Source organism: Mycetohabitans endofungorum (assembly GCF_002927045.1).
GTDB lineage: Bacteria > Pseudomonadota > Gammaproteobacteria > Burkholderiales > Burkholderiaceae > Mycetohabitans > Mycetohabitans endofungorum.
This window is the reverse complement of record NZ_PRDW01000001.1, coordinates 103156-129531: the sequence shown is the minus strand read 5'-3', so window position 1 is coordinate 129531 and position 26376 is coordinate 103156. Positions and strand designations below refer to the sequence as shown.

23 protein-coding genes and 1 tRNA gene are annotated in these 26376 nt (G+C 63.9%); 9 read left to right on the top strand and 15 right to left on the bottom strand.

The window, feature by feature from the left end; genetic code table 11:
* Nucleotides 1–62: 62 nt before the first annotated feature.
* From minE to minC, 3 genes are all read right to left on the bottom strand, one after another.
* Nucleotides 63–317, bottom strand: coding sequence for a cell division topological specificity factor MinE (gene minE, locus B0O95_RS00605; RefSeq protein WP_104076143.1), 255 nt, complete (start codon nucleotides 315–317; stop codon nucleotides 63–65).
* Between the two features lie 9 nt (nucleotides 318–326).
* Entirely contained in the window at nucleotides 327–1142 is an 816-nt protein-coding gene (gene minD, locus B0O95_RS00600) for a septum site-determining protein MinD (protein ID WP_104076142.1), read from the bottom strand.
* 77 nt (nucleotides 1143–1219) lie between these two features.
* Entirely contained in the window at nucleotides 1220–2008 is a 789-nt protein-coding gene (gene minC, locus B0O95_RS00595; protein ID WP_104076141.1) for a septum site-determining protein MinC, read from the bottom strand.
* Between the two features lie 166 nt (nucleotides 2009–2174).
* Here minC and B0O95_RS00590 point away from each other — a divergent pair, with 166 nt between their 5' ends.
* Nucleotides 2175–2810: a DUF3005 domain-containing protein gene (locus B0O95_RS00590; protein ID WP_104076140.1), complete on the top strand. Its 636-nt coding sequence runs from the start codon at nucleotides 2175–2177 to the stop codon at nucleotides 2808–2810.
* A gap of 89 nt (nucleotides 2811–2899) precedes the next feature.
* Complete coding sequence (locus B0O95_RS00585; protein ID WP_104076139.1) at nucleotides 2900–3076, top strand: CsbD family protein; 177 nt, start codon at nucleotides 2900–2902, stop codon at nucleotides 3074–3076.
* Nucleotides 3077–3235: 159 nt separating this feature from the next.
* Here the strand turns inward: B0O95_RS00585 and B0O95_RS00580 are convergent.
* The 5 genes from B0O95_RS00580 to B0O95_RS00560 form a co-directional block, all read right to left on the bottom strand.
* Nucleotides 3236–3326, bottom strand: a tRNA-Ser gene (locus B0O95_RS00580).
* A gap of 114 nt (nucleotides 3327–3440) precedes the next feature.
* On the bottom strand, nucleotides 3441–4733 hold the full coding sequence (gene serS, locus B0O95_RS00575) for a serine--tRNA ligase (protein ID WP_104076138.1): 1293 nt from the start codon (nucleotides 4731–4733) through the stop codon (nucleotides 3441–3443).
* 168 nt (nucleotides 4734–4901) lie between these two features.
* Nucleotides 4902–6218: a replication-associated recombination protein A gene (locus B0O95_RS00570; protein ID WP_104076137.1), complete on the bottom strand. Its 1317-nt coding sequence runs from the start codon at nucleotides 6216–6218 to the stop codon at nucleotides 4902–4904.
* Nucleotides 6219–6420: 202 nt separating this feature from the next.
* On the bottom strand, nucleotides 6421–7095 hold the full coding sequence (gene lolA / locus B0O95_RS00565; RefSeq protein ID WP_104076136.1) for an outer membrane lipoprotein chaperone LolA: 675 nt from the start codon (nucleotides 7093–7095) through the stop codon (nucleotides 6421–6423).
* 107 nt (nucleotides 7096–7202) lie between these two features.
* Nucleotides 7203–9518: a DNA translocase FtsK gene (locus tag B0O95_RS00560; RefSeq protein ID WP_104076135.1), complete on the bottom strand. Its 2316-nt coding sequence runs from the start codon at nucleotides 9516–9518 to the stop codon at nucleotides 7203–7205.
* A gap of 357 nt (nucleotides 9519–9875) precedes the next feature.
* Between B0O95_RS00560 and trxB the strand changes: the two genes are divergently transcribed.
* Both trxB and B0O95_RS00550 read left to right on the top strand, forming a co-directional pair.
* Complete coding sequence (trxB, locus tag B0O95_RS00555; RefSeq protein WP_104076324.1) at nucleotides 9876–10871, top strand: thioredoxin-disulfide reductase; 996 nt, start codon at nucleotides 9876–9878, stop codon at nucleotides 10869–10871.
* Between the two features lie 47 nt (nucleotides 10872–10918).
* Nucleotides 10919–11695: a Smr/MutS family protein gene (locus tag B0O95_RS00550; RefSeq protein ID WP_199180391.1), complete on the top strand. Its 777-nt coding sequence runs from the start codon at nucleotides 10919–10921 to the stop codon at nucleotides 11693–11695.
* Nucleotides 11696–11719: 24 nt separating this feature from the next.
* Here B0O95_RS00550 and B0O95_RS00545 read toward each other — a convergent pair whose 3' ends face one another.
* Nucleotides 11720–12058 (bottom strand): P-II family nitrogen regulator, encoded by a 339-nt coding sequence (locus tag B0O95_RS00545; RefSeq protein WP_104076134.1) that lies wholly within the window; start codon nucleotides 12056–12058, stop codon nucleotides 11720–11722.
* A 140-nt stretch (nucleotides 12059–12198) separates the two neighbouring features.
* Nucleotides 12199–13878 carry an NAD+ synthase gene (locus B0O95_RS00540; RefSeq protein ID WP_104076133.1) on the bottom strand — a complete coding sequence of 560 codons (1680 nt, stop codon included), beginning with the start codon at nucleotides 13876–13878 and terminating at the stop codon, nucleotides 12199–12201.
* Nucleotides 13879–13887: 9 nt separating this feature from the next.
* On the opposite strand from B0O95_RS00540, the gene B0O95_RS00535 reads away from it, so the two are divergent.
* Nucleotides 13888–15123 (top strand): GNAT family N-acetyltransferase, encoded by a 1236-nt coding sequence (locus B0O95_RS00535; protein ID WP_370641728.1) that lies wholly within the window; start codon nucleotides 13888–13890, stop codon nucleotides 15121–15123.
* A gap of 1 nt (nucleotide 15124) precedes the next feature.
* Entirely contained in the window at nucleotides 15125–15424 is a 300-nt protein-coding gene (locus tag B0O95_RS00530; RefSeq protein WP_104076132.1) for a GIY-YIG nuclease family protein, read from the top strand.
* 227 nt (nucleotides 15425–15651) lie between these two features.
* Here the strand turns inward: B0O95_RS00530 and B0O95_RS16240 are convergent, their stop codons facing one another.
* Nucleotides 15652–15852 carry a hypothetical protein gene (locus tag B0O95_RS16240; RefSeq protein WP_233202995.1) on the bottom strand — a complete coding sequence of 67 codons (201 nt, stop codon included), beginning with the start codon at nucleotides 15850–15852 and terminating at the stop codon, nucleotides 15652–15654.
* Nucleotides 15853–16391: 539 nt separating this feature from the next.
* Here B0O95_RS16240 and B0O95_RS00525 point away from each other — a divergent pair.
* Nucleotides 16392–16697, top strand: coding sequence for a DUF3331 domain-containing protein (locus B0O95_RS00525; protein ID WP_233202993.1), 306 nt, complete (start codon nucleotides 16392–16394; stop codon nucleotides 16695–16697).
* A 148-nt stretch (nucleotides 16698–16845) separates the two neighbouring features.
* Here the strand turns inward: B0O95_RS00525 and ppa are convergent, their stop codons facing one another.
* From ppa to hemC, 4 genes are all read right to left on the bottom strand, one after another.
* A complete protein-coding gene (gene ppa, locus B0O95_RS00520) occupies nucleotides 16846–17376 on the bottom strand; it encodes an inorganic diphosphatase (RefSeq protein ID WP_104076130.1) in 531 nt (176 codons plus the stop codon).
* Nucleotides 17377–17652: 276 nt separating this feature from the next.
* Nucleotides 17653–18846, bottom strand: a complete 1194-nt coding sequence (locus tag B0O95_RS00515; protein ID WP_104076129.1) for a heme biosynthesis protein HemY — start codon at nucleotides 18844–18846, stop codon at nucleotides 17653–17655.
* 3 nt (nucleotides 18847–18849) lie between these two features.
* Nucleotides 18850–21192 (bottom strand): fused uroporphyrinogen-III synthase HemD/membrane protein HemX, encoded by a 2343-nt coding sequence (gene hemDX, locus B0O95_RS00510; RefSeq protein WP_104076321.1) that lies wholly within the window; start codon nucleotides 21190–21192, stop codon nucleotides 18850–18852.
* Between the two features lie 16 nt (nucleotides 21193–21208).
* Nucleotides 21209–22177, bottom strand: a complete 969-nt coding sequence (gene hemC, locus B0O95_RS00505; protein WP_104076320.1) for a hydroxymethylbilane synthase — start codon at nucleotides 22175–22177, stop codon at nucleotides 21209–21211.
* Between the two features lie 131 nt (nucleotides 22178–22308).
* Here hemC and ppc point away from each other — a divergent pair, with 131 nt between their 5' ends.
* Together ppc and B0O95_RS00495 are read left to right on the top strand one after the other, a co-directional pair.
* Nucleotides 22309–25296, top strand: a complete 2988-nt coding sequence (gene ppc / locus B0O95_RS00500) for a phosphoenolpyruvate carboxylase (protein ID WP_104076319.1) — start codon at nucleotides 22309–22311, stop codon at nucleotides 25294–25296.
* Between the two features lie 86 nt (nucleotides 25297–25382).
* A complete protein-coding gene (locus B0O95_RS00495; RefSeq protein WP_233202991.1) occupies nucleotides 25383–26372 on the top strand; it encodes a helix-turn-helix transcriptional regulator in 990 nt (329 codons plus the stop codon).
* Nucleotides 26373–26376: the final 4 nt, after the last annotated feature.

Sequence of the window (26376 nt, the reverse complement as noted above, 5' to 3'; positions counted from 1 at the left end):
CGGCGTCACGGAACACAACATGAGCCGCTGGTCACGCGCCGCGCACACGGCCGGGGCGGCGATCACGCCTGCGGAATCTCGATCTTGACTTCAAGCACCTCGAGATCGTCCTGCCGCTCGAGATGGACCTTAATGTCGTCGTTCGAGATTGTTACGTACTTCGAGATCACCGCGACAAGCTCGCGCTGCAGCGCCGGTAAATAGTCGGCCGGCGCCCGTCCGGCCGCACGCTCATGCGCGATGATCAATTGCAAGCGCTCCTTCGCAACCGACGCGGACTTGCGTTTCTCACCGAGCAGAAAAGAAAGAATTGACATTTCCCCCCCTTACTTGCTGCCGAACAGCCGTTGCAACAAACCCGGCTTGTGATAATCAATGTACCGCAGCGGCTTTTGCTCCCCAAGGAAACGCGCGATCACGTCCTTGTACGACTCGGCCACGTCGGTCCCGTCCAAATGCACCGCCGGCACACCCTGGTTCGACGCGTGCAGCACCGACTCAGATTCCGGGATCACGCCGATCAACGGGATCCGCAGAATCTCCTGGATGTCGTCCAGCGACAGCATCTCGCCTTCGCTGACACGCTTTGGGTTATAGCGCGTGATCAACAGGTGCTCCTTGACCGGCTCCTTACCCTCGATCGCGCGGCGTGTCTTGGATGCCAGGATGCCGAGGATGCGGTCCGAATCCCGAACCGACGATACCTCGGGGTTCGTGACGATCAACGCTTCATCCGCGAAGTGCATCGCCATCAACGCACCAGACTCGATCCCGGCCGGCGAGTCGCAGACGATGTACTCGAAGCCTATTTCGATCAAGTCGTTGATGACCTTCTCGACGCCCTCCAGCGTCAACGCGTCCTTGTCGCGCGTCTGCGATGCGGGCAGGATGTACAACTGCTCGCACTTCTTATCTTTGATTAGCGCCTGGTGCAGGTTCGCTTCACCCTGGATCACGTTGATCAGGTCGTACACAACACGACGTTCACAGCCCATGATGAGATCGAGATTACGCAGGCCGACATCGAAATCGATGACGACCGTCTTATGCCCGCGCAGCGCGAGTCCAGACGCAAAGCTTGCGCTCGTCGTCGTCTTGCCGACCCCGCCCTTGCCCGAAGTCACCACAATGATTTTTGCCATACCGTTACCTTGTATTCGTCAATGTGCTCCGCCACTGTCGAGGCGGATGTCTTCCTGCCTTCTAATACGGATTGCCGCTACGTCAACCGCAGAGGCTCGATGATCAACTTCTCGTCCACCAACCGGATCTGTACCGACTTGCCAAGCACATCGGGCCCGAGTGGCGTCTCGGTGGTCCGGTAGATACCGGCAATCGAGATCAGTTCCGGCTCCAAGCACGTGCAAAAGATCCGTGCGCCGTGGTTGCCATGCACGCCCGCCAGTGCGCGTCCGCGCAGCGGCGCATAGATGTGGATGTTGCCCTCAGCAATGACTTCCGCCCCGTAGCTGACCAGTCCCAACACCACGAGGTCGCCCTTTGCGTAGACCTGCTGCCCCGAACGCAGCGGCTTGTCGATCACCAGTGTCGCGCTGCTGCCGCCCCGCTCGATGTCGGCTGCAGCGTCGCCCTGTGGCTTGGCCATCATGTCGCACGGCGTGGCCTGCGACACGGTCGACGCAGCCTGTGACAACGCCCCAGCCGCGGGCTCGTCGCTGCGTGCCGCACGCCGCTCACGTGACTCGACGAACGGCAGTGCATCAAGTTGTGCCCACGACCGTTGTGCGTCGTTCGCGACGATGCCGGCCGGATGCATCCGGAATGCCTTCAGCATCTCGGCCACTTCTGCGACCAGCACGCGTTGGTCCGACGGCAGGCGCCGCACGTCGATCGCGACCACGTCGTTGGCGAAAAACTCCGGTGTCGCGTCGAAGCGGCGACTCAGTTCAGCGCGCATCTCGGCCAGATCGGTCGTCTTCACGACGAACAAAAGCGTGTCCAGCGTACCGCTGCGCAGTTCGAAAAAGGGCGATTTCTTGGCCGACATAGAAAATTGCAAAAAATTTGCCGTATTTTACAGGCCTGCGGGGTGACACTGCGAAAGATTGGCCGTATTTGCCCTAAATGATGGCGTGACGGCTCATAGCTTCGCTTGCCGTCATGGAATGAAGCTTGCTATATGAGGATGGTGATTATTTAATCGAAGCGATCCAATGGACTCGACAGACAAAAACCCGCCCCAGCCCGAGCAACGACGCCAGGCAGCAGAAAGCCCGTTGAAAAAGCCAGAAACTGAAACGGCGCGCGCACAAGTGAACGACATCGAGCGAGCGTCGAGCGGAAAAGAAGCCGGGTTGGGCAATATGCAATCTACGTCGTCACCCGGTGCAACGTCATGCGAGCCCCGCGCAGGCATCGACGACCCCGCGGACCCCGTGCAGGCGGCTCATCCACGCGGCACTGACCTGCTCAACAACGATGCTACCGATAACACGGTGGACACCGACGGCAAGAACGCGGAAGCGAAGAAGACCGGCCGAAACATCCAGGCCATTGTGTCGCAGGCCACGCTGGACAACGCTGTCTCCACGCCGGCCCGTGGACTTGGCGGCTTCGACAGTCGCGTCGGTGGCGAATTGCCGCTCATTGCGCTGCGTGATAGCTACGAGCTTATAGACCATGGCGTTGTAACACCCGTCGAATCGCCACACCCGGCGTTCGAGTCAACAATGACCGACCGGGAGTCGCTTGCCACCGCGGCCGCAGCGCGCGGCGAATCGTACGCCGCTCATCGGCTTCGGCCCGAGCGCATGATTGAAATACGCCTGCGCAGCGGCGCAAAGCACTGACGGCAGTTCAAGCCGAGCAGGAACGATGCTTGCGACACCATACACATACCGGCCTGCGATTAGGCCGGGCAATCAAACAGGAGAAATCTATGAACAAGGACCAAATCAAAGGCGTAACCCAACAGGTCAAGGGGAAAGCCAACGAGGTCGCCGGGAAGGTGACCGGAAACAAGGCTCATGAACTGAAAGGCGATGCTCAGCAGGCCGTCGGCAAGACCCAGCAGACGTGGGGTGATGCGAAGGAACAGGTAAAGAAAGGTTCGTAAGTTGCACATGCCCAGCCGCGCTGGTGAGCATGGGCCGCCCCTTACTAAGCGGCGCGTGTTCCGAGCGCGGCGTGTTCGGGCATCGTGATGCGCACTCGACTCAACAACGCAAAAAAGCCGCCTGCGGGGGCGGCTCTATTCGGCTGAAAGCCTTGTCTGTGGCGGAAAGGGAGGGATTCGAACCCTCGATACGGGAGAACCGTATACCGGATTTCGAGTCCGGCGCATTCGACCACTCTGCCACCTTTCCTGGGATTTTGATCTTCGCTGATCGGGTCGCGGCTCAGCGAAGTCAAGCATTATAGACAATCCGCTGAGCAATTCCAAGCGGATTTTTACGCGCCAGGCTTTTACACCTATCTGCTCACGCACCGGGCTCCAGCCGCGCAACACCGCCCATGTATGGGCGCAACGCCGCCGGAATTGTGACCGATCCGTCGGCATTCTGGCCGTTCTCTAGAATCGCCACCAGCGTGCGACCGACCGCCAGCCCGGAACCGTTCAACGTATGGACCAATTCGGGCTTGCCTTGTGCGTTGCGAAACCGCGCCTGCATGCGGCGCGCCTGGAACGCCTCGGTGTTTGAGCACGACGAAATCTCGCGATAGGCGTGCTGCGCCGGCAGCCACACCTCGAGATCGTACGTCTTTGCCGCCGAGAACCCCATGTCGCCGGTACACAGCGTGATCACGCGGTACGGCAACTCCAGCCGCTGCAGGATCGTTTCGGCATGCCCCACCATTTCCTCCAGCGCCTGGTATGAACTGTCCGGCAACGTGATCTGCACCATCTCGACTTTGTCGAACTGATGCTGCCGGATCATGCCGCGCGCATCGCGCCCGTACGCGCCGGCCTCGGACCGAAAGCACGGCGAATGCGCGGTCAGCCGGATCGGCAATCGATCCGCGTCGACGATGCTGTCGCGCACCGTGTTGGTCAGCGAGATCTCCGACGTCGAGATCAAGTATTGCGTGACCTTGCTGTCGCCGCCCCCCTTCTCGACGCGGAACATGTCGTCGGCGAACTTGGGCAACTGGCCGGTGCCGTACAAGATCTCTGGGTTCACAATGTAGGGGGTATAGCACTCGGTATAGCCGTGCGTCTGCGTGTGCGTATCGAGCATGAACTGCGCGAGCGCACGATGCAGGCGCGCCGCCTGGCCGCGCAGCAACGTGAAACGCGCGCCAGCCAACTTTGCGCCTGCCTCGAAATCGACCCCCAGCGGCACACCGAGGTCCACGTGATCCTTTACCGTAAAATCAAACGTGCGCGGCGTGCCCCAGCGCCGCACCTCGACGTTGCCTGCCTCGTCCGCGCCGACCGGCACGGACTCGTGCGGCAGATTCGGGATGCCAAGCACCAGCTCGGATAATTTCGCCTGGACCTCATCCAGCTGTAGCGCCGACGCCTTCATCTCGTCGCCGATGCCCGCGACTTGCGCCATCACCGCGGAGGTATCCTCGCCGCGCCCCTTCATCGCGCCGATCTGCTTGGACAGGCTGTTGCGGCGCGACTGCAGTTCCTCGGTGTGCGTTTGGAGCCGACGGCGTTCGGATTCGAGCGCCTGGAACGCAGCGACGTCCAGTGTGTAGCCGCGATCGGCTAACCGTTGGGCAACCGCGTCGATGTCCTTGCGGAGCAGCGTGATGTCGAGCATGGGGAGCTTTGCAATACGTTGGATGAACTGCAGATTTTACCTTACCGACAGCACGGATCGCCGCCGCCCAAAGGCCGGGTGGCAGTGCACCTCGTGCCCCCGCGTCGTCGTGCCGTCGTGCTGCGCTGCCGTCATGCCGCAGCGTGCAGCCTGCGGCCGGGCACATGTTCAACCTTCCCCGTGCTTATGCTCGCGACGCCACGCCTGGTCCAGCCCGCGCAGGCGCTCTAGCTTTTCGCCGATCTTCTGCTCCAGTCCGCGCGGCACAGGTGCATACCAGCCGGGCTCGCGCATGCCGTCCGGCAAGTATGTTTCACCCGCCGCATAAGCGTCGGGCTCGTCATGCGCGTAGCGGTATGCATGGCCATAGCCGAGCTCCTTCATCAGCTTGGTCGGCGCATTGCGCAGATGCACCGGCACCGCCCGCGACCTGTCCTGCGAGATGAACCGCCGCGCCGCGTTGTATGCGTTATAGCCGGCATTCGACTTCGGCGCGACGGCCAAATACAGCACCGCCTGCGCGAGGGCAAGCTCCCCTTCGGGGGTGCCCAGCCGCTCGTACGTTTCCGACGCATCCAGCGCAATGCGCGCGGCGCGGGGATCGGCCAGCCCGATGTCCTCCCAAGCCATGCGCACGATGCGGCGCGCGAGGTAACGCGGATCGGCGCCTGCGTCGAGCATCCGGCACAGCCAATACAATGCACCGTCGGGGTGGCTGCCCCGCACCGATTTGTGCAATGCGCTGATTTGGTCGTAGAACGCATCGCCGCCCTTGTCAAAGCGGCGCAGATTGTCGGCCAACGCCGAGCCAAGCAGTGTATCGTCGATTGACGTGGTCTTCGCACGGTGCGCGACGCGTGCGACGATTTCGACGTTGTTGAGCAACTTGCGTCCGTCACCATCGGCAGAGCCAATCAGCGCGTCGCGCGCGCTGTCCGTGATGGTCAACCCGCCGCCCAATTCGGCGAACGCGCGCTCGAGCAATGCGCGCTGCTCATCATCGTCCAAGCTCTTGAGGACATAGACCGCCGCGCGGGACAACAAGGCGCTGTTGACCTCGAACGATGGATTCTCGGTCGTGGCGCCGACGAACACGAACAAGCCGGACTCCACGTGCGGCAGGAAGGCATCCTGCTGGCTCTTGTTGAAGCGGTGGACTTCGTCGACAAACACCAATGTCTGCCGCCCGCGCGCGCGATGGGCCTGCGCCAGATCGACCGCCTCGCGGATATCCTTGACGCCGGAGAGCACGGCGGACAGCGCAATGAATTCGGCGCGGAATGCGGCAGCCATCAAGCGCGCCAACGTCGTCTTGCCCACGCCAGGCGGCCCCCACAGAATCATCGAATGCGGCTCGCCAGACTCAAACGCCACTCGCAACGGCTTGTTTTCGCCAAGCAGGTGGCGCTGGCCGATAACCTCGTCGATCGTCTTCGGGCGCAGCCGTTCCGCCAGCGGGATGGCAGTGCGGGTATCTTCGAACATGGGCTTAGCGGATCACTTCACAACGTCGTGCATGCATTATGACAGCCGCCGATGCGCCCGTGCGGGCACGCCCGCCGCAAGCCGCCTCATGGCGGACGCAGCAATCGCCACGCTCATGCGCGTCGGCACACAACATTCGACCCGTTGATCGCTGACACGACGTCAGCGTGTCGCGCGCCACCGCGGATCTGCCAGGCACCGGTCAGCCATTAATCACGTCGGCACCCTTCGGCGCCGCAAACTTGAATGTATCGGCGGGCAGCGCCGGATTCTTGTGGATGCTCGAGAACGTGAGCAGCGTCACATTGCCGAATACGTCATGCAGTTCCATCGCCTCGAGGTTGCCGTCGCGAAAACCGATGCCGATACGCTCGAACTGCGTATCCTTCGATTTCGGTATCAACTCGAGCCAGTCGATGCCTTGTTTGACGCCCGCATCGCGCAGCGTGAAGTTCTTTTCCAGGTCGTTGCTGCCAAACAGGATGGCGGCCGGGCTAGCGCCCAGCACGCCACTGAGCGCCCGCACGGTCACCTGATTCAAATCCTTGTCCCAGACGTACAGCTTGTCGCCGTCAGACTGCAGCAGCTGTTCATACGGTTTCTGGTACGCCCACACGAACCTGCCCGGCCGCGCAAACCGGAATGTGCCGCTCGACGTGGCCATCGACGTGCGCGCCGCCTGGACCTGTGCCTGCGACGCACTGCCGCCGGCCGCCTTGACCTGGTGCTGGACGAACTCGCCATCGGCAGAACGCACCTGTGCCACGAACGCCTTCAATTGCGCCGTGCCGCTAGCATGCGCGGACGGTACGGCAGACAAAGCAATCAATGCGCCTGTCGCCACGACCAGCGTAGCGCGAAAAAGCGATCCCATCATCAAAGCGTTTCCTGTGTTGATTTCATGCACGTGGCGCCCCCGACACTGTCTGCGGCCCCACCCGACGGCGAGCATGGCGGCCGTTGCCCTCGCACCGCCCGAGGCGCTCAGTCATCGCCGCCGCGCGCCGGCACCCGTATTTCGCGATTGCCGTTGGATGCCATCGCCGAGACCAGCCCCGACTGCTCCATCTGTTCGAGCAGCCGCGCAGCGCGGTTGTAACCGATACGCAAGTGACGCTGCACCAGCGAGATCGACGCGCGGCGCTGCTTAAGCACGACTTCGACAGCCTGGTCGTACAACGGATCGGACTCGCCATCCGCGTTGCCGGTTCCCGCGCCGCCTGCTTCGTCGCCTTCGCCAGCCAGGCCCCCTTCCAGAATGCCGTCGATGTAGTTCGGCTCACCTTGCTCCTTGAGCTTCTCGACGACACGGTGAACCTCGTCGTCGGACACGAACGCGCCATGGACGCGGACCGGCAGGCCGGTGCCCGGCGGTAGGTACAACATGTCGCCTTGGCCGAGCAGCGACTCGGCGCCCATCTGGTCGAGGATCGTGCGGGAATCGATCTTGGACGATACCTGAAACGCAATGCGCGTGGGCACGTTCGCCTTGATCAACCCAGTGATCACATCGACCGATGGCCGCTGCGTCGCGAGCACGAGATGGATACCGGCCGCCCGCGCCTTCTGTGCGATACGCGCGATCAGCTCCTCCACCTTCTTGCCGACGACCATCATCAAGTCAGCCAACTCGTCGATGATCACCACGATGAACGGCAGCTTCTCGAGCGGCTCCGGTGCATCGGGCGTCAGGCTGAACGGATTCGGAATCTTCTCGTCGCGCTTGGCTGCGTCGTCGATCTTGCTGTTGTAGCCGGCCAGATTGCGCACACCAAGCTTGCTCATCAACTTGTAGCGCCGTTCCATCTCGCCGACTGCCCAGTTCAGCGCGTGACCGGCCTGCCGCATGTCGGTGACGACCGGACACAGCAGGTGCGGGATACCCTCATAGACCGACAACTCAAGCATCTTCGGGTCGATCATGATGAGGCGGACCTGCTCCGCGCTGGCTTTGTACAGTAGCGACAGGATCATCGCGTTGATGCCAACCGATTTGCCCGAGCCAGTCGTGCCGGCCACCAGCAGGTGTGGCATCTTAGCCAGGTCCGCACATATCGGATTGCCACCGATGTCCTTGCCCAGTCCCATCGTCAGCAGTGACGGTGCATTCGCATAGACCTCGGAGCCCAGAATTTCCGTCAGCCGCACGGTCTGGCGACGCTGATTCGGTAACTCCAGGCCCATGTAGTTCTTGCCGGGAATTGTCTCGACCACGCGGATCGACACGAGCGACAGCGAGCGCGCGAGGTCCTTCGCGAGGTTGACAACCTGGCTGCCTTTAACCCCGGTCGCCGGCTCGATTTCGTAGCGGGTGACCACCGGGCCGGGATAGGCGGCCACCACGCTGACCTCGACGCCGAAGTCCTTCAGCTTCTTTTCGATCAGTCGTGACGTAAACTCAAGCGTGTCGGCCGATACGGTTTCCCGCGTGGCCGGCGGCGCGTCGAGCAGTGTAAGCGGCGGCAACGTGCTGTCACCCGGCAGGTCCTGGAACAGGGACACCTGCTTTTCCTTTGCGATGCGTTCGGACTTGGTCGGCGTCACCACAGCCGGCACGATCGTCACCGGCTCGTGCTCCTCGAGCCGCACCCGACTGCGCTCGACCTTGCCCTCGCGCTTAACCGCCGCTTGCTGGCCAGCTTTGCGGTCGCGCTTCTCGTCGCGCCGCAACTGCGCGATCATCACCGCGTTGATGATCGCATCGCCGACGCGCTCGGCCACCGACAGCCACGAAAAGCGGAAAAACAACGACAGGCCGATCGCCAACGCGAGCAGCAACGCCAGCGTGCCGCCGGTGAATCCGAGCGCGTGCTGCACGCCGTGGGCCACCGCATCGCCGACGATGCCGCCGGGCGCCCGGGGCAACTGAGCCTTAAGCGACCACATCCGCAATGCCTCCAGCCCGTCGCTGGCCACGAGCACGAGCGCGAACGATAGCATCTCGGCCAACCAGCCGCCTTCGCGCGGCGCAGTCGGCTCGTCCAGCGCGTCGTGACGCGTGATGCGCCGGTAATTGTCGGCGATGCGCCGCCCCAGCAGCACAATCCACCAATAGGCGGACAAACCGAACAGTAGCAACAGGATGTCGGATGTCCACGCACCGACACGGCCGCCCCAGTTCGCGATCTGGTCGACCTGCACAGCGTGCGTCCAGCTCGGGTCGCGCCGGCTGTAGCTGACCAGCGCCATCAGCAGGAACAGTCCGAGCGCGACTTGCAGCAGCCAGCGGATCTCGCTTAGCAAACGCGACAGACGATGCGGTAAAGCTTGTGCCCCGGGAGAATACGTGGATTTCGCCATTGAATCGACAAGAGAGCGGCATGCGGCCGCCGGAGTTCGAGCGCCTTCATTGTAAACGGTCGGACCGGCGCGCCACGCAACAAGTTGTAAGACCGGTGTTGCAAGCGCGCACCAGCGTGCCGAGTGAGGCGCCCAAACGCCGCCGAACGTCGGGGCATCGCGCCGATGATCGGCGGCAGGGTATCACGCCGTTGGGTGGCGGGGCATCACGCCGATGGGCGTCGGCCTATCACACCGATGCAAAAGAGCAATCAGGCCAATGCCGGCCAGCCCCTTTATAATGGTGAGCCTGACATCACCTACGCATTGCCGCGCGGTGCGGCTGTGCGCACCGCCGTCCTACAAGGATCGACCGCCATGTCCGAACGCAAGCACGCGAAAGTCCTGATTCTCGGCTCCGGCCCGGCCGGCTACAGCGCCGCCGTCTACGCGGCGCGGGCCAATTTGTCGCCGATGCTGATCACCGGCCTCGCACAAGGCGGGCAGCTGATGACGACCACCGACGTCGAGAACTGGCCCGGCGACCCGAACGGCGTACAGGGTCCAGAACTGATGCAGCGGCTGCTCGACCACGCGCAGCGCTTCAACACCGAAATCGTGTTTGATCATATCCATACCGCGAAGCTCAACGAGCGGCCGCTGCGGCTGATCGGCGACTCCGGCGAGTACACGTGCGATGCGCTGATCATCGCAACCGGCGCGTCGGCCCAATATCTGGGCCTGCCGTCGGAGCAACAGTTCATGGGCAAGGGCGTGTCCGCATGCGCGACCTGCGATGGTTTCTTCTACCGGAATCAGGACGTCGCGGTGGTCGGCGGCGGCAACACCGCCGTCGAGGAAGCGCTGTACCTGTCGGGCATCGCGAAGAAGGTCACGGTCATCCACCGTCGCGACAAGTTCCGCGCCGAGCCGATCCTAATCGACCGACTGCTCGCGAAGGAGCAGGAAGGCATTGTCCAGATCAAGTGGAACCACGTGCTCGATGAAGTCCTCGGCGACGATTCGGGCGTGACCGGCCTGCGCATCAAGCATACGAAGACTGGCGAGACCACCGACTTGTCGGTGCACGGCCTGTTCGTGGCAATCGGCCACAAGCCGAATACCGACATCTTTGAGGGCCAATTGGAGATGCGCAACGGCTACATCGTCACGAACGCCGGCCTGAACGGCAATGCGACCGCCACGTCGATCGCCGGCGTGTTCGCCGCGGGCGACGTGCAGGACCACATCTATCGGCAGGCGATCACCAGCGCGGGCACCGGATGCATGGCCGCGCTGGACGCACAGCGTTATCTGGAAAGCATCCATGAGACGGCCGCGCCACACGTGATGAGCCACGAAGCGGACCGCTGAGCGTCGCGCGATACTATCGCAGCGACAGCATCGAGTCGAGGGCGACCATGCCGAAGGACAAAGCCCATCCGAATGACCGCGTGCGGGCGCGGCCAACACCCGCTGCCCCGTCCACCATCGCGGGAGCCGCGCTTGGCGCGGTGATACCCGCGCCGATCCCTGCCGGCCCTGCCGCCAGCAGGCGCCTGTCCAGCCTGGCGTCGCTCGGTACGCTGCGCGACATGCTCAAAAGCGACGCCACGGCCCGCGAGCAGGCGCGTCACCACGCCGAGCGCGAGCAGCGCGCCGCGCAAGAGGCCGCCACCGAATTCCGCCGCGAGATTGGCGACATCACGCCGCTCAAGCCCTCCGGCCGCGCGCCGCTGCCCCGCGTGCAGCCGCCCCCCGTGCCGCTGCAAACGCAGCGCGACGAGCAGGCCGTGCTCGATGAGGCACTGTCCGACGAATTCGATCCGGAAACGCTGCTCGACGTCGATGAATCACTGTCTTATTGCCGGCCGGGCGTGGCAGCCGACGTCGTGCGCAAGCTGCGCAGCGGCACGTGGGTTGTGCAGGCGCAGATCGACCTGCACGGACTGCGCCGCGATGAGGCACGCGAAGCCCTAGCGGATTTCCTACGTGCGTCGCTCAAGCGGGGGCTGCGCTGCGTGCGCGTGATCCACGGCAAGGGCTTGGGCTCGATCGGCAAGGAACCGGTGCTCAAGGGCAAAGTACGCAGTTGGCTGGCACAAAAGGCCGAGGTGATTGCCTTCTGCCAGGCCCGGGCGCACGACGGCGGAGCCGGTGCCGTACTCGTGCTGCTGCAGCCAGAGCCGCGTGACTGAGGCACGCAGCGCGAGCGATGTGAATCAGACCGCCGCCTCGTTCTCTTCGCCGGTGCGTATCCGAATCACCCGTTCGATGTCAGCGACGAAGATTTTTCCGTCGCCGATCTTGCCGGTACGCGCGGCGCCGATGATCGCATCGAGCGTCTGGTCGACCTGGTCATTCGCGACCACGACCTCGATCTTTATCTTCGGCAGGAAGTCGACCACGTACTCCGCACCGCGATAGAGTTCGGTATGCCCCTTTTGCCGGCCAAAGCCTTTGACCTCGGTCACGGTCAGTCCGGTCAGGCCCACCTCCGCGAGCGCTTCGCGCACCTCGTCGAGCTTGAAGGGCTTGATGATTGCAGTGATACGCTTCATGGTGTGCCTCGCCTGTCCGATTGAAATGGAATGAAGCTATTCTAACCAGCGCGCGGGGCGCGCGAGCGCGTGCGCGACCCCACCGGCCGCGGCACCGCGCCACACACACCGTTGCGGTGCAGCGCCGTTGCCGCGCATGCTCAGGATGCCTCGCTGAAATGTGATGTGATCGGATAGCGCCAATCCCGGCCGAATGCGCGGTGCGTAACGCGGATCCCGATCGGCGCCTGGCGCCGCTTGTATTCGTTAATCTTAATCAGCCGCGCAACCCGCTGAACATCGTCGCGAGCATAGCCGGCCGCGACGATCTCAGCCAGCGACCGGTCCTCCTCCATGTACATCCGCATGATCGCATCCAGCACTTCGTACGGCGGCAGGCTGTCCTGGTCAGTCTGGTTCTCGCGCAGCTCAGCCGACGGCGCCCGAGTCAGGATCCGCTCCGGGATGATGTCGCGCGTGGCAAACGTGGGCGCCGCGTTCCGATAGCGGCATAGCCGATACACCAATGTCTTCGCGATATCCTTGATGACCGCAAAGCCCCCCGCCATGTCTCCGTACAACGTGCAATAGCCCACGGCCATCTCACTCTTGTTGCCGGTGGTCAAGACGATCGAGCCGAATTTGTTCGATAGCGCCATGAGCAGCGTACCGCGAATGCGGGCCTGAATGTTTTCTTCGGTGGCATCTTCGGACAAGCCGGCAAATTCCGCGGCCAGCGATGCGCGAAACGCGTCGAACATCGGACCGATCGCAATTTCGTCGTAGCGCACACCGACACGCCGCGCCATCTCCGCTGCATCGGACGTGGACATCTGCGCGGTATAGCGGGACGGCATCATGACCGCACGCACGCGCTCGGCACCCAATGCGTCGCACGCAACAGCCAGTACCAGCGCTGAATCCACGCCGCCGGACAACCCAATGATCGCGCCCGGAAATCCGTTCTTGTTCACGTAATCGCGCACGCCGAGCACCAGCGCGGCATAGACCTGCGCCTCGACGCATTCGCGCGGCGCGATCTCGCCACGCTGCGCCTGTGCGCCGTCGAATTCGACAATCGCCGTCTGCTCGACAAATTGCGGCAGGCGTGCCACTAGCTCGCCCTGCGCATCGAGCACGACCGAGCCCCCGTCGAACACAAGCTCGTCCTGTGCACCGACCAGATTCAAGTAGATGGCCGACATGCCGGTCTCGCGAATGCGCTCGCGCAGGATATCGACGCGCACATTCTCCTTGTTCATGTGGTACGGCGAGCCATTCGATACGAGCAGCACCTGGGCGCCCGCCGCCTTCGCCAGCAACGCGGCCGATGGATGCCACGCGTCCTCGCAGATGACGACGCCGAATTTCACACCCTCCAGCTCGAACACGAACGGTTGCGGATTCGACGCGAAATACCGCTTTTCGTCGAACACCTCAGTATTGGGCAGTTCTTGCTTTAGGTATGTCCCCGCAATCTGGCCATCGACCAATAGCGACGCCGCGTTGAACGTGTCCACCGGCAATACGCCGCGCTCGACCGGCCTGTTTGGATTAACATCGCCTGTCGGCGCGCTGCGAAACGGATGGCCGACTAACACGCGCAGTCCGGCAAAGCGCGCGAGCTGAATGGCCAACTCGCTGAGCGCCGCATGGCTTGCCGTGTAAAACGCCGGACGCAGCAGCAGGTCTTCGGGCGGATAGCCGGACAGCGCCAGTTCCGGTGCGATCATCAGCGACGCGCCGGCATCGTGGGCGGTTTGCGCGGCAGCGACGATTTTCGCAATATTGCCGGCAAAGTCGCCGACGGTCACGTTGATCTGGGCAAGAGCGATTTTCATGGACGAACGATGAACGAGTTGGCTTCACAGCGCATGAATGATTATCGCACGCGGATTTTGAGCTCACTGGCCGAGGTCGACGCGTCGCAATGGAACGCGCTACTCGCGCAGCAAGCGCAACCCACGCCGTTCCTGCGGCACGAATTCCTCAACGCGTTGCAAGCAACGCGTTGCGCGACTGTGGAAACCGGCTGGTCCGCGCAGTTCATCACACTGTGGCGGGATGCCCACGACGCAAACGGACGCGCGCGCGAAGTGCTCGCGGCGGCGACACCGCTCTATGTGAAGCAACACAGCTACGGCGAGTACGTGTTCGACTGGGCGTGGGCCGATGCGTACCAGCGTCATGGGTTACGCTACTACCCGAAGCTGCTATGCGCAGTACCCTTTACGCCGGTGCAGGGCACGAGGCTGATGGCGGATTGTGACGAATCACGCCGCCGCTTGGCTGCCACGCTTGTCTCGGTGGCTAGACACGCCAACGTGTCATCGTTGCACGTACTTTATCCGGAGCCAGGAGACGCCGAACTGCTCGTAGAGGCGGGGATGCTGCTGCGCGAAGGCATGCAGTTCCATTGGCTGAACCGCGGGTATCACCATTTCAACGACTTTTTGTCCACGCTCGAACACAAGAAACGCAAGAACATCCGCGCCGAACGACGCAAGGTGCGTAACGCCGGTGTCACGCTACGCCGCGTGCCAGGCGAAGCCATCACCGCAAAGGAATGGGCGTTTTTCTCGCGCTGCTATCGTCAGACCTATCGCGAGCATCATTCGAGCCCCTACCTGAACCTGGACTTTTTTCGAACGATCGGCGCAACCATGCCGGAAAACCTGTTGCTCGTGATCGCCGAGCGCGCCGGTGCGCCGATTGCCAGTTCACTGCTCGTCTACGAACGCACCGTATCACCATCGCGGGGACAGGGCAAAGGTGTGTTGTATGGACGTTACTGGGGAGCGCTTGAACATGTCCCGTGTCTGCACTTCGAGACCGCGTACTATCAACCGCTAGAGTTTTGCATCGAGGCAGGCGTCGCCGCCTTCGAGGGCGGCGCGCAAGGGGAGCACAAAATGGCCCGCGGCTTCCTACCCGCCCTGACCTACTCGACGCATTGGCTCGCCCACCCGGCGTTCGCAGATGCGGTCGCACGCTTTCTCGACAGCGAGGCCGGCGGCATCCACCGTTATATGGATGAGTTGCGCGAACACGATCCTTTTCGGTGCGGTGCGCAAGCGGCATGCTGACATGGCCTGGCACCTATACTTGATTGAATGCGCGAACGGCAGCATTTACACCGGCATTGCCGTTGACGTACAGGCCCGCTACGCCAAGCATGTCGATGGCACTGGCGCGCGTTACACGCGTGCGCACAAACCAGTGCGACTACTGGCCACGTTCACAATGGCCGACCGTTCGACGGCGTGTCGGACCGAATATCGGGTGAAGCGATTACCTGCGCACGAGAAACGCGCGCTTGCGCAAGGGCTGCGTGCGCTGCCCGACACGTCACCTGACTCATGCGCCTGCCCTAAAGCGGCGACGTGACGGCTCAACGGCAGGTGCCCAAAACCGGCCCACCGGCACCGGCATTTCGCGCTTCCAGACCTCACTTCTGGCTGCCCAGCATCGCGCACGGCCCGGCCGGCCACTATTGTGATCCGAGCCATTACTTCAACCAACAGCTGCGTGCTCGCTCGCGTCCATGCGGACACGATTTCATAGACCATCATGGCAGAGAAAGTGGGGCCCAGCGGTTCGACAGCAAACGTTATTCACGTCGACACACCGGCGGAAACCCTGAGATAAACGGCATCTTCGAACCAAACAGCATCTCCGAATGCTCGTGCGGACGGCAACGCACCCAGGCTGAACGATTTGCGCTTGATGCAACGGTCATCTAAACCGGGGAACGCTAAACTCAGGTTTAAACCAGCGAAGTTTCGTTGCATCGCTTTAGCGGCTGGCAATGCCATGCGCCGGTCAACGAAAAGGTCGTCTCTAGGAGACGAAAGGCCGACGCAGCTTTCACTATTGCGGTGAGCACCGCACAGACAACGGTACCGTTGCTAGTCGAAGGCGCTATGCGCGCGCTTACCCGAAATGTGGGACCGTTTAAGCCCCGGACGCCAAGCACCGCCATGCCCGGGACCTGCTTAGAGCAACTTTCTAAAAAGCGCCGCGCTGCACGTCCCCAAGCATCCGGCACCGAGCAAAACCATGCCGGCTCTTGGTCAAAACCAAGATCCAACGACGATTGTTTGCGCAAATAAGACAGTGAATTCACAATATTGATCTTTATCCGCATCTGTCTGTGGCGTAACGTCTGTGTTGGAGAATGCACGGAACAATTGCCATGACTGCCATTGCAAAACGCGCGGATCCTTGGCGGCAGACCGTCCGCTGTCTCGGCACACGTGTGCGCAAAACTGCCGCAGATCGCCATGTTGCCGCCCCTTTCCCGTCAAAGACTGCTCGCCGTGCTCGTTCGGCTCAGCGCAGCAAAGAGACCACTGTGCTATCACTAGACCGACAACATGCCAACATGGCCGCGGGCAAACCGACCATTCGCATTCTTGATCGGCCTAGCAGCGTGACCGCAATTGTGTACTGGTCCGATGCGGCAACCTGTCATTATGGTTATCAGGGTTGGCGGCTGGCGGGAGCGGAAAAGGACGGCCAATGCGCGCTGAGCGGCCAGCCGGTGCGGCGCGGTGATCTCGTGTACCGACCGGCGCAACGCGAGCCGAGCCCCCGCAACGTCGACGCAATGATCCTGGCTAGCGCGATGCCGGAAACGGTCGAGGCCGAGGCTGCCTAGGCAGATCAGGCCGGTCCCGCCGGACGGCGCGGTCGCAGCAGCCCTAGCGAACGCGCTGCGCCCGCAAAAAACCCGCCGAGTCGGTCCAACCTCGGCGGGTTTTCATCAATGGGCGAGCCGGCCAGCGCACGCCGGTACGGCGCGTCGTTTATGGCTTATTGAAGTTCGCGACGCCGTCGGTAATCTCCTTGTGCGCGGCCTCGATACCTTCCCAGCCTTCGACCTTGACCCACTTGCCCTTCTCGAGCGCTTTATACTGCTCGAAGAAATGCTTGATCTGGTCTTTCAGATAGGCCGGCACGTCATCGGCCGACTTCAGATGCGCGGTCATCGGGCAGATCTTGTCGGCCGGCACCGCGATCAGCTTCGCATCCTGGCCGGATTCGTCCGTCATGTTCAGCATGCCCAACGCGCGGCAGCGCACGACTGAGCCCGCCAGCAGCGGAAATGGCGTGATCACCAACACATCGACCGGATCGCCATCGCCGGCGAGCGTTTGCGGGATGAACCCGTAGTTGGCCGGATAGCGCATGCCCGTGCCGATGAAGCGGTCCACGACGAGCAGGCCCAACTCCTTGTCCGCCTCGTACTTGACCGGGTCGCTTTGCGCCGGAATTTCAATGATGACGTTGAAATCGTGCGGCAGATCCTTGCCTGACGGGACGTGATCGAAGCTCATGTCGAATTTCCTGGTAACGATAGAACGAACGGTGGAGGCGAAAGCCCGATTATATTAACCGACCTGCTGCGATCGCGTAAGGAGATCACGCTAGCGGGCCCGGCGGCACAGGACAGCCGTCGCCGGCGCCGTGCATACTGCCATCGCCAACGAGTCAGCATGGCGGGTGTGCCAGCAACTGAATGCGGCCGCCGTCAACAGGCGAATACGGACGTCACTGGCAACCCGTGCATACGATCCGCCAACGGCCGAATACGGCCGTCGTTGCGGCGCCAGCTAGACGACATTCATCGCCGTGGCGCTGGCGCGGTAGTGCTCGGCGGCCTGCTGCGCGTTGCCCAACTGCTCATGCAGGCGTGCAAGCGTCCGGTGCGCTCGGATCTTCAGCGGTTCGTTGTCCGCGGCGAGCTTGAGCGCCTGCTCGAGGAATGCTTGTGCCTTGCCCCACAGCTTTTGCTGCAGGCACAAGCGTCCCAGCGTAAAGGACAGGTCGGGATCCTCCTGGCGCTCCTTCTGCCAGGCTTCCGCACGCTGGATCAACGGCAACGGATCGTCGCCCGCGCAGTCGGCGTAGCGGCGCAGCAGTCTAGGATCCCAGTGATGCGCGAGCGCCTCCTCGACGATCCTGCGCGCATCGGCCGGGCGGTTCAGCACGATCAGCAATTCCGCGGCCAAATCCGCGATGCGGGGCGACTGGCGCTCGGCGGCACTCAGCGATTGCCATAGTTGCAGCAGCGCATCGGGGTTGTGACGCCGATCGCGCAGCAGATGCTCAGCGGCGAGTTGCTTCAGGTGCACCGACACCGCCGGGTGGATTGCCTCGCGCTTTTCCAGGGTTTTCACCAGTTTGAGCACTTCCGCCCAGTTCTTCAGCTGCTGCTGCGCACGCAACGCGATTTGCAACGCATGGATGCGCCGTCCACCCTGTGCACGCATCTCGGTCAATGCCGCCAACGCCCCGTCGGCATCACGCGCATCCGCGCGCAATTCGGCGCTGGCCATCAACCTCGCCTCTTGCCAATCGTTGCCGGTCACCTGCGCCAGCCATTCATCGCGACGTGCAAATTCGCGCATGCGATGTGCGGCGGCTGCACCGATCAGGCCGGCCGGCGCCTTATTTGCGTCAAATGCACTGGCCTCGCGCGCGGCTTTCTCCGCGCGAGAAAAACGACCCGCGTACAAGTTGCCGATCGCCTCACGCAGCGCCTGGTGCGCATTGGCAAGCCGCACGCGCGCCCGGTACGCCGCGACCCGTTCGGGCATTCTCAGCACCGCGCGGATCGAGCGCACGACGATATAGAACACGACGAACGACACGACCAGCGCCGCCACGAACAGGTTCAGTGAGATATCGATCCGATAGGGCGCCCAGACGATCAGCACCTGCCCCGCGCCGTGCGTGCCGACGATCGCCAGCAGCACGGCGGTCGCGAACAGCACCATCAGCCACAAGATTGCTCGAATTGCCATCGTTCAGCCTCGGCTCTTGTTCTGATGGATTGCATTCAGGCTCGCATCCAGGTTCGGCAGCTCGATGTGCGCCGCACCTTTTCGTACCTGATCGAGCAGCTCACGCGCGTTGTGCGTGGCCTGGGCCGACGGATCAAAGTACCGCGCGAGCGCCTGGTGCGCGGCCTGCAAGTCCGCATTCGTCAGCTTCTCGTCGCGCCAGAGCAGCGCGATGCGCGCGGACAGCAGCCGCAGCTTCACATTCTCACGCAACAGATAGCCCTGGTCTGGCGCGACCAGCATCGCGTCCGCGTTGTCGATGCGGCGCACCTGCACGAGACCGGTCAGTTGTGCCATCACCCCGGCCGAGAATGTATGCCACCATGCCTTCCAGCGCGGCTCGCCCTTGGCGGCGGCCCCCTTCGCCACGTCCGCCGGCATGCCAGCACGCGGCTTGAGCGGCGCAGCCGGCGTCTCGCCGGCCAACGGCAGGGTGTCCACCTGCGCGATCACGTCGTCAAGCTTGATGGCGAGTCCCGCCAGATCGACACTTGGCGCAGCCTTCAGCTTATCGATGTCCTGCGCGAGCGCCTTGCGCACCGCGATGACCTGCGCGCCTGTCAATGCCGCGAGCCGCGTGTCCGCGCTTTGCAACGCGAACAACGCCAGGCCGACATTGCCAGTTAATTGCAGTTGCTGGCTGGCAGACGAGATTGTCTGCTCGACTTCGGCCAGGGTCCAATCGTCGCGGTCCTTTGCCAAATCCTGCAACGACGCCTGCAGGGCCTGATGCTGCGTCTGCACGTCACCGACCCGGCCGGCGAGTTGGGCCAGCTGCAAATCGAGTTGGCGTACCGCGTTCGCGGCCTCGTCGGCCTTGAGCCGGGTGTCGCGGCTTTGCATGTCGCTCGCCTGCTGGCGCACGGCAAGTTGCTGCTGCAGCCGCTCGATCTTGCGTTCGAGCACGTAGCCGCCCGCACCCGCGCCCGCCAGCGCCACCACCGCGACGATCCAGGCGAGCGCCGTGCTGGCTGAGCGGCGGCGACGCTTCGATTCGTACGGGGGGGAAGATGCAGCCGGTGGGACGTTGGCCGCGGCAGGGCGCGCCGGTTGCGCCGCGTGTGGGGCCACGCCCGGCGCTGGCTGGGAATCTTTAGAATCTGTCATGCGTGATTGAGCCGATTGCGATTGAGTCTTCGAGAAGGACGCTACTTGAGTGATCGGTGAAAACACCGCTCGCAGTGCGCCGACGATCGCCTGATCGCCCGCGCCGGACACTGTAATCGTATCAAAACCCGCTTTGCGCGCCGTTTCGCCGATGCGCGGATGCGGTGTGACAATCGGTGCGCGCTTGAGCGCGACAATCTCGTCGCGATTCAGATGCTCGCGCGCCAACTCTTCCAGGTTGCGCACGCCTTCCGAGCTAGTCAATACCCAGGCGTGCGGCTGGCCAGCGAGCAGCGCGTGCACGCGCTGCCACGCGTCAAAGCTCGGCTCGGGCAGCCGTCGCTGGTACGCACCGAGTGTCTGGACGATCGCGCCATGCGCACGCAGCGTATCAGCGAGCAACTCGCGGCCGCCGTCGCCGCGCACCAGCAACACATGCCGTCCTTGCAGCGCGGTGAGCCCGTGCGGCGCAAAGGCAGTAGCGAGCGCGCCGATCAACGCTTCGGAATCGTAGCGCGGCACATCCCCGCTCGCATACGAGTCGGACGAGACCTGCACCGCAGGGGTATCGTCGAGCCGCGGCGGCTCGCCAGCATGGGAAGCGCCCGCGCCGCCGTCCTTGCCGCCGTCGTGCACCGGCGCCTGCAGCGCGACGCGCACCGCATCGCCGGGCGCGATGATCCGATGCGTATGCGGCTGCACGCCGTGGCGCACTAACGCCCGCACCGTGCCTGGGCCCACGCCAGCGACCGGTACCGTGGTCGGCCACGAGAAAGCGGGCGGTGGCACGGCGGCGGCCGACGGATGCGCCGACGACGTATCTGTTGTCGACGTATCAGCCGACAATGCATCCGCGGGCGGTACGTCCACCGGAGATGCGCTTTCTGGCGAAGCCTTCGGCCGAGCCGCAGCGAACGCCGTAAATGCGCGATCCACCGCATTCGGCGACACGAATACCGCCAGCGCATAACGCTCGAGGTCGAGCAACCCATCGACCAGCGGCGCATTGTCCGTCGCGTCGGCAATATCGATCAGCGGAAACTCGAAGCCATCGAATCCAGCCGCGGCAAGCGCGGTCAGCAACTCGGCGTTCTGTCCCGCTGGGCGCGTGATCACCACGGTCGGACGTGCCGCGACAGGAGCGCCGGCCTCGCCCGTGGCTGCCGACCGCGACGTGGAAGGAAGCGGCGCCTGCGTCACGATTGGCCGCCCCCCATCACGCGGCTCCGCCGCGCGACGCGTCAAGCAGTTGCTGCACGATCTGCATCGCACCCTGCGCCTGCAACTGCTGTACCACGCGCAGGCCGAGCGCCAGCGCACCGGCCGTGTCCGTCAGCGCCGCGCTGCCATGCGCGGTCAGCACGCGGCTGCCGTCGGGCGTGGCGACCGACGCCCGCAGTTGCAACACGTCGCCCTGCCACTGCGCATACGCGGCGAGCGGCACCTCGCAGCTGCCGCCGAGCGCGCGCGACACAGCCCGCTCGGCCTCTACGGCCAGCGCCGTGCGCATGTCGAGCAACGGCGCGAGCCACTGGTGCAGATCGGCGCGTGAGGCACGGATCTCGATGCCGAGCGCCCCCTGCCCGGGCGCCGGCAGGCTATCGGCGGGGTCCAGCAGCGTGCAGATCCGCGCTGCAAGGCCAAGCCGCTTGAGCCCGGCGGCCGCGAGAATGATCGCCGCGTAGTCGCCGCGGTCGAGCTTCGCCAATCGGGTGTCTAGATTGCCGCGCAGCGGCTTGATCACCAGATGCGGATAGCGGCTGCGCAACATCGCCACCCGGCGCAGGCTCGATGTACCCACCACGGCGCCCGCCGGCAATTGCGCCAACGAGGTAAATTGCGACGACACAAATGCATCGCGTGGGTCTTCCCGCGTGAGGACAACCGGCAACGCGAAGCCATCGGGCAGTGTCATCGGTACGTCCTTGAGCGAGTGAACCGCCAGGTCCGCGCGGCCATCCGTCAGCGCATTCTCCAATTCCTTGACGAACAACCCCTTGCCGCCCACCTTAGACAGCGCGCGATCCAGAATCTGATCGCCGCGTGTGGTCATACCGAGGATCTTCACGTCGCAAGACGGATATAATTTGTGCAGCGCACGGCCCACATGCTCAGCTTGCCACAGCGCAAGCCGGCTCTCACGCGAGGCGATCACCAGCGTTGCGGGCGGTATCGCGCATTGCATCTCGAGACTCAAGTCGACCTCGTACCCAATCGGGATGTGATAACAGATCAAATGGTAGCACGCACCCTTCGGCGTCCCGATGCTACGCGCGGATGCCGAAACCCTTCAATCGCCAGTTTGAGGAATTGCTTGTGACTGCTTCCGGATCGGCCGCTGCCGCGCGCCCCAACGCCAAGACCGCCTCTACCGCTTCTGCCGCCGCCTCTGCCGCCGCGCCCGCACGGCCGGCCCCGACCGCGGTGACGCCGCCGGCACACGCCGCGGCCTCGCCCGCGCGCAGCCGCAACCGCGAGGACAAGGACGGGCCGCTGTTCGAGGACATCCGCTTCCTCGGTCGGCTGCTTGGCGACGTGGTCCGCGAGCAGGAGGGAGACGCCGTATTCGACGTGGTCGAGACAATCCGCCAGTCGGCGGTGAAATTCCGCCGCGAGGACGACATCGACGCGGCCAAGAAGCTGGACAAGATGCTCAAGGGCCTCACACCGGAGCAAACGGTCAGCGTGGTGCGTGCATTCAGCTACTTCTCACATCTAGCGAACATCGCCGAAGATCGCCACCATAATCGCCGCCGGCGCATCCATGCGCTGGCCGGCTCCGCGCCGCAGGCAGGCACCGTCGCATACGCACTTGCGCGGCTGGCCAAAAGCGGTGGCGAATCGCTGGCCGCGCTGAAGACATTCTTCGATACCGGACTGATCGTGCCGGTGCTCACCGCGCACCCCACCGAGGTGCAGCGCAAGAGCATCCTGGACGCGCAGCACGACATCGCACGCTTGCTGGCCGAGCGTGACCAACCGCTTACCGCGCGCGAGCGCGCAGCCAACGAAGCGCTGCTGCGCGCCCGCGTCACGTCGCTGTGGCAGACCCGCATGCTGCGTGACTCGCGGCTCACGGTCGCCGACGAGATCGAAAACGCGCTGTCGTACTATCGCGCGACCTTCCTGGACGAGATCCCCGCGTTATACGCGGACATCGAACAGGCACTGGCCGAGCACGGCCTGCCCGCCCGGCTGCCCCCGTTCTTGCAGATGGGCAGTTGGATCGGCGGTGACCGCGACGGCAATCCGAACGTGACGGCGGCCACGCTCGAGCGGGCGATTACGTGCCAGGCGGCGGTGATCTTCCAACACTATTTGGAGCAGGTGCACCGGCTCGGCGCGGAGCTGTCCGTCTCCGAGCTGCTGGCAGGCTCCAGCGACGCGCTGAAGCAACTGGCGGATACCTCACCCGATACTTCACCGCACCGCGTGGACGAGCCGTATCGGCGCGCGCTGATCGGTGTCTATGCGCGACTGGCCGCGACCGCACGCGCACTGCTCGGCGACGTAGCCGTCTCGATTCGCGGCGAACACCGCGACGCGGTGCCCTACGCGTCGCCCGACGCATTGCGCGACGACCTGCAGGTTTTGATCGACTCACTGCAGGCACGCCATGGCGCGTCGCTCACCGCCCCCCGGCTGTCACCGCTCGCGCGCGCGGTCGAAGTATTCGGCTTTCATCTTGCGAGCATCGACCTGCGGCAAAGTTCGGATGTCCACGAAGCCGTGCTAACCGAGCTGTTTGCCCGTGCCGGCGTGGTCGACGACTATGCCGCGCTGTCCGAGGACAACAAGCTGACGCTGCTGCTGGCTGAACTGGCGCAACCGCGTCCTTTGCGCCTGCCGTACGCAGAGTACTCGCCGCTGGTGCACAGCGAGCTTGCCGTGCTGGAAGCCACGCGTGTGATACGGCAGCGCTTTGGCGAGCGGGCCGTACGCAACTACATCATCTCCCATACCGAGACCGTATCGGACCTGGTCGAAGTGATGCTGCTGCAAAAGGAAACCGGCCTGATGCACGGCAGCATGGCCGCCACGGCCCCACAGGCGGGCAACGGCCGGCACGCGACACATGCCGGGCAGGGGGCGCCACGCGTCAGTTTGATGGTGATTCCCTTGTTCGAGACGATCGCCGACCTGCGTAACGCGTCGCGCATCATGGAAGCGCTGCTGGCGCTGCCGGGCATGGACTCGATCGTGCGCCACCAGGGTGGCGAACAGGAAGTGATGCTCGGCTACTCGGACAGCAACAAGGACGGCGGCTTCCTCACGTCGAACTGGGAGCTGTATCGGGCCGAACTGGCACTGGTCGCGCTGTTCCGCGAGCACGGCGTGAGGCTGCGACTGTTTCACGGCCGAGGCGGCACAGTCGGGCGCGGCGGCGGCCCAACCTATCAGGCGATCCTGTCGCAGCCACCGGGCACAGTGGATGGGCAGATCCGGTTGACCGAGCAGGGCGAGGTGATCGCCAGCAAGTTCGGCAATCCGGAAATTGGCCGCCGCAATCTCGAAACCGTGATTGCCGCGACGCTGGAGGCGACGTTGCAGCCGCATGCTCAGTCGCCCCGTGCGCTGCCGCAATTTGAGGCGCTGATGCAGACGCTATCGGACGCGGCGATGTCGGCATACCGCGCGCTCGTGTACGAGACCCCGGGCTTCACCGACTATTTCTTCGAGTCCACGCCGATTGCCGAGATCGCGGAACTCAATATTGGCAGCCGCCCCGCGTCGCGCAAGCTGCAGGATCCCAAGCATCGCCGCATCGAGGACTTGCGCGCGATTCCATGGGGCTTCTCGTGGGGTCAATGCCGTCTGCTGCTCACCGGCTGGTACGGCTTTGGCAGCGCAATCAGCACGTACCTGGATGCCGCGCCGGATGCAGTGGACCGGGAAAAGCGCGTGGCGCTGCTGCACAAAATGGTCAAGACGTGGCCGTTCTTCTCAAACCTGCTATCCAACATGGACATGGTGCTCGCCAAGTCGGATCTGGCGGTCGCGTCGCGCTACGCACAACTGGTGTCGGACAAGAAGCTTCGCAAACAGGTATTCGGTCGGATCGTCGCCGAATGGCATCGCACCACGGACGCGCTCGCACAGATCACCGGCCATTCATCGCGGCTGGCGGACAACCCGCTGCTCGCCCGCTCGATCAAGAACCGCTTCCCGTACCTCGATCCGCTGAACCACTTGCAGGTCGAACTACTGCGCCGGCACCGCGCGGGCACCACGAACGCCCGGTTGCGCCGCGGCATTCACTTGACGATCAACGGGATCGCCGCAGGGTTGCGCAACACGGGCTGACGCCGGCATGCCGGCGCTACGGCGTGAGTCTGTACAATACGCATCTGCGTTATACCAGTACAAGATCGCCCGCTATCCTGGTACCGATGACCTCCCGGATCATGACGACCGCTTTGCCTACTGCATTAGGTGCCGCGCGTCGCGGCGCCCGCGAGCACGGCGCCCGCGAATCCGCTTCGCGCGCCGACGCGTCAGCCGCGCGCGCGCTCGGCGATTTCATCCGCTCGCATCGTGAACGGCTCACGCCGGCCGACGTCGGCCTGCCGCGCGGGACGCGGCGCCGCACGCCAGGCTTGCGACGCGAGGAAGTGGCGCAGTTGTGCGACGTCAGCGCCACCTGGTACACGTGGATCGAGCAGGGCCGTCCCGTGTCGGCGTCCGCCGACGCGCTGGCGCGGATTGCCATCGCGTTGCGACTGTCGCGCGCGGAACGGGCTTATCTGTTCGAGCTTGCCGCGCAGCGCGATCCCGCCGAGCCGGACGCGAGCGCGGCCGACGTGCCCGCGGCGCTGCTGGACAGCGTCGGGCTGATCGCCGCCCCCGCCTACGTGCTGGATCCGCAGTGGAACGCGCTCGCCTGGAACGCGGCAGCGGCGGAATTGTTCATCGGCTGGCTCGACGCGGCCAAGCCGGCCGCGACCGCCGGCGTGCTGGTTCCCCGGGACGCGCAAGGCAACGGCACCAACCTGCTGCGTTATACCTTCACATCGCCGGCCGCGCGCACGCTGATCGTCGACTGGGAGAGGCGCGCACGCCGGCTCGTCGCCGAATTCCGCGCCGACTCGATCCGACACTTGAACGACGCCCCCACACGCGCGCTACTCGACGCGCTGATTGCGCAATGCGACCCGTTCGCGCGCTTCTGGGCATCGCAGGACGTGTTTGAGCGCGAGGGCGGCCGGCGCGAGTTCGATCATCCGGCGCGCGGGCGCATCGCCTACGATCAGATCAACTTCGTGCCGGCCCAGCGCGACGACATGAAACTCGTGGTACTAATCGCGCAACACAAACCGCGCTGCGAAGCCACCGCCGCGGCCGCCGCACACGACGCCGGCGCCACGCTGCCGCGATGCTAGAATG

What these genes read in the sequence shown, in the direction of transcription:
- minC (WP_104076141.1), bottom strand. Translation starts at nt 2,008, where the DNA reads ATGTCGGCCAAGAAATCGCCCTTTTTCGAACTGCGCAGCGGTACGCTG.
- B0O95_RS00535 (WP_370641728.1), top strand. Translation starts at nt 13,888, where the DNA reads ATGAACGAGTTGGCTTCACAGCGCATGAATGATTATCGCACGCGGATT.
- B0O95_RS00560 (WP_104076135.1), bottom strand. Translation starts at nt 9,518, where the DNA reads ATGGCGAAATCCACGTATTCTCCCGGGGCACAAGCTTTACCGCATCGT.
- B0O95_RS16240 (WP_233202995.1), bottom strand. Translation starts at nt 15,852, where the DNA reads ATGGCATTGCCAGCCGCTAAAGCGATGCAACGAAACTTCGCTGGTTTA.
- B0O95_RS00545 (WP_104076134.1), bottom strand. Translation starts at nt 12,058, where the DNA reads ATGAAGCGTATCACTGCAATCATCAAGCCCTTCAAGCTCGACGAGGTG.
- hemC (WP_104076320.1), bottom strand. Translation starts at nt 22,177, where the DNA reads ATGCAATGCGCGATACCGCCCGCAACGCTGGTGATCGCCTCGCGTGAG.
- B0O95_RS00540 (WP_104076133.1), bottom strand. Translation starts at nt 13,878, where the DNA reads ATGAAAATCGCTCTTGCCCAGATCAACGTGACCGTCGGCGACTTTGCC.
- B0O95_RS00585 (WP_104076139.1), top strand. Translation starts at nt 2,900, where the DNA reads ATGAACAAGGACCAAATCAAAGGCGTAACCCAACAGGTCAAGGGGAAA.
- B0O95_RS00570 (WP_104076137.1), bottom strand. Translation starts at nt 6,218, where the DNA reads ATGTTCGAAGATACCCGCACTGCCATCCCGCTGGCGGAACGGCTGCGC.
- minD (WP_104076142.1), bottom strand. Translation starts at nt 1,142, where the DNA reads ATGGCAAAAATCATTGTGGTGACTTCGGGCAAGGGCGGGGTCGGCAAG.
- serS (WP_104076138.1), bottom strand. Translation starts at nt 4,733, where the DNA reads ATGCTCGACATCACGCTGCTCCGCAAGGACATCGACGCGGTTGCCCAA.
- ppa (WP_104076130.1), bottom strand. Translation starts at nt 17,376, where the DNA reads ATGAGCTTCGATCACGTCCCGTCAGGCAAGGATCTGCCGCACGATTTC.
- B0O95_RS00590 (WP_104076140.1), top strand. Translation starts at nt 2,175, where the DNA reads ATGGACTCGACAGACAAAAACCCGCCCCAGCCCGAGCAACGACGCCAG.
- trxB (WP_104076324.1), top strand. Translation starts at nt 9,876, where the DNA reads ATGTCCGAACGCAAGCACGCGAAAGTCCTGATTCTCGGCTCCGGCCCG.
- B0O95_RS00495 (WP_233202991.1), top strand. Translation starts at nt 25,383, where the DNA reads ATGACCTCCCGGATCATGACGACCGCTTTGCCTACTGCATTAGGTGCC.
- B0O95_RS00550 (WP_199180391.1), top strand. Translation starts at nt 10,919, where the DNA reads ATGCCGAAGGACAAAGCCCATCCGAATGACCGCGTGCGGGCGCGGCCA.
- minE (WP_104076143.1), bottom strand. Translation starts at nt 317, where the DNA reads ATGTCAATTCTTTCTTTTCTGCTCGGTGAGAAACGCAAGTCCGCGTCG.
- lolA (WP_104076136.1), bottom strand. Translation starts at nt 7,095, where the DNA reads ATGATGGGATCGCTTTTTCGCGCTACGCTGGTCGTGGCGACAGGCGCA.
- B0O95_RS00530 (WP_104076132.1), top strand. Translation starts at nt 15,125, where the DNA reads ATGGCCTGGCACCTATACTTGATTGAATGCGCGAACGGCAGCATTTAC.
- B0O95_RS00515 (WP_104076129.1), bottom strand. Translation starts at nt 18,846, where the DNA reads ATGGCAATTCGAGCAATCTTGTGGCTGATGGTGCTGTTCGCGACCGCC.